Here is a 1577-nt window from a genome sequence, read left to right on the forward strand (position 1 = left end):
CCCCAAGGCCGGGTAGTTAAGGTCCAGGGTTTGGTCGTCAAGGGGTTGGGGCGAAGTGGGGGCAAGAGGAACGGAGATCCAGTAGAACGGGTGATCTTCTACCACCGCCCGCTATCCCACTGGATCTCCGTTGCCTGAACAGTTTGCCAGGTCTGGCCTGGCTTCGACTATCGCTTGTGTCACTCGTACGTTCCGGACGGCGGCGGGGGTGTTCGCGCCGGGTCATCTGGGTGAGCTGACCCAGTATTTGCCGTTCGAGCTGGTGGATGCGGTGTTGGAGGAGACCGGTCGTGTGGAGCGGCGGTTGCGGGATCTTCCGTCGCGGGTCGGGGTGTATTTCGTGTTGGCGATGAGCCTGTATCCCGGGCTGGGGTATCTGCAGGTGTGGCGCAAGGTGATCGCCGGCCTGTCGGGGTTGGCGGTGCCGGTCCCGACCGCCAAGGCGTTGCGTGATCTTCGCCGTCGGGTCGGGGAGCAGCCGATCGCGCAGTTGTTCGCCGTGGTGGCAGGCCCGCTGGCGCAGCGGCACACGCCCGGTGTGAGGTTCGGCCGGTGGCGGACGGTGTCCTTCGACGGCTGCACGTCGATCAAGGCTCCCGATTCCGGCCGGAACGTCGGCTGGCTGCGCAAGGCCACGGCCGCGCTCGGGGTGACCGGTTACCCGATGGTGGAGGTGATGACGCTGGTGGAGACCGGCACCCGGGCGTTGCTGGGAGCGGTGTTCGGGCCGACCGCCACCAGCGAGACTCAGTACGCCACCCGGTTGCTGCACTTGTTGAGTGCCGACATGCTGGTGCTGGCCGACCGGGGCTTCGATGCCACAGCCTTCCTGGAGAAGCTCGCCGCGACCAAGGCGCAGTTCCTGGTCCGGTTGCGTGCCAGTCGCCGCCCGCCGATCATCTGCCGACTGTCCGACGGATCGGTCTTGGCCCGCTTCGGCACGCTCACGGTCCGGATCATCACGGCGGACGTCACCGTGACCTGTGCCGACGGGACGACCTGGACCGCCTGCTATCGGCTGGTGACCACGTTGACCGACCACCGCCGCCACCAGGCCACGGCGTTGATCCGCCTGTATCACGAGCGGTGGGAACACGAAGTGACCTACCTCGCGATCCGGCACACCCTGCTGCAGGGCCGCGTTCTGCGCTCGCGTGACCCGGTCGGCTTGCGCCAGGAACTGTGGGCCCTGCTGACCCTCTACCAGCTCCTGCGGATCGCGATGGTCGAAGCGATCGAACACCTCCCCGGCACCGACCCCGACCGGGCCCCGTTCACCACAGCCCTGCTCACCGCCCAAGACCTCCTGGTCAAAGCCGAGAACGTGATCCCAGACGACCACGTCACCATCCCCGGCCGGATCGGCCACGCCGTCCTGGAAGACCTCGCCCCACCCCGCCGCCCACGCGTCAGCGTCCGCAAGATCAAATCACCGCTGTCCCGCTGGAACAAAGCCGACCCCCACCGCCCCCGGACCAGCACACCGATCACCAACATCACGATCAACAGCACCGGCCCAGCACCCACACACCAACAAACCTTGACGGCCAGGCCCGAACCTTAACTACCCGGCCTTG

Annotated in this window: 1 protein-coding gene; it reads left to right on the forward strand. The window is 66.9% G+C overall.

Annotated features, from left to right (window positions below):
• The first annotated feature begins 208 nt into the window (after positions 1-208).
• A complete protein-coding gene (locus ACFLIM_RS50140; RefSeq protein ID WP_393178005.1) occupies positions 209-1564 on the forward strand; it encodes an IS4 family transposase in 1356 nt (451 codons plus the stop codon).
• Positions 1565-1577 lie beyond the last annotated feature (13 nt).

Source organism: Nonomuraea marmarensis (assembly GCF_043197025.1).
GTDB classification, from domain to species: domain Bacteria; phylum Actinomycetota; class Actinomycetes; order Streptosporangiales; family Streptosporangiaceae; genus Nonomuraea; species Nonomuraea marmarensis.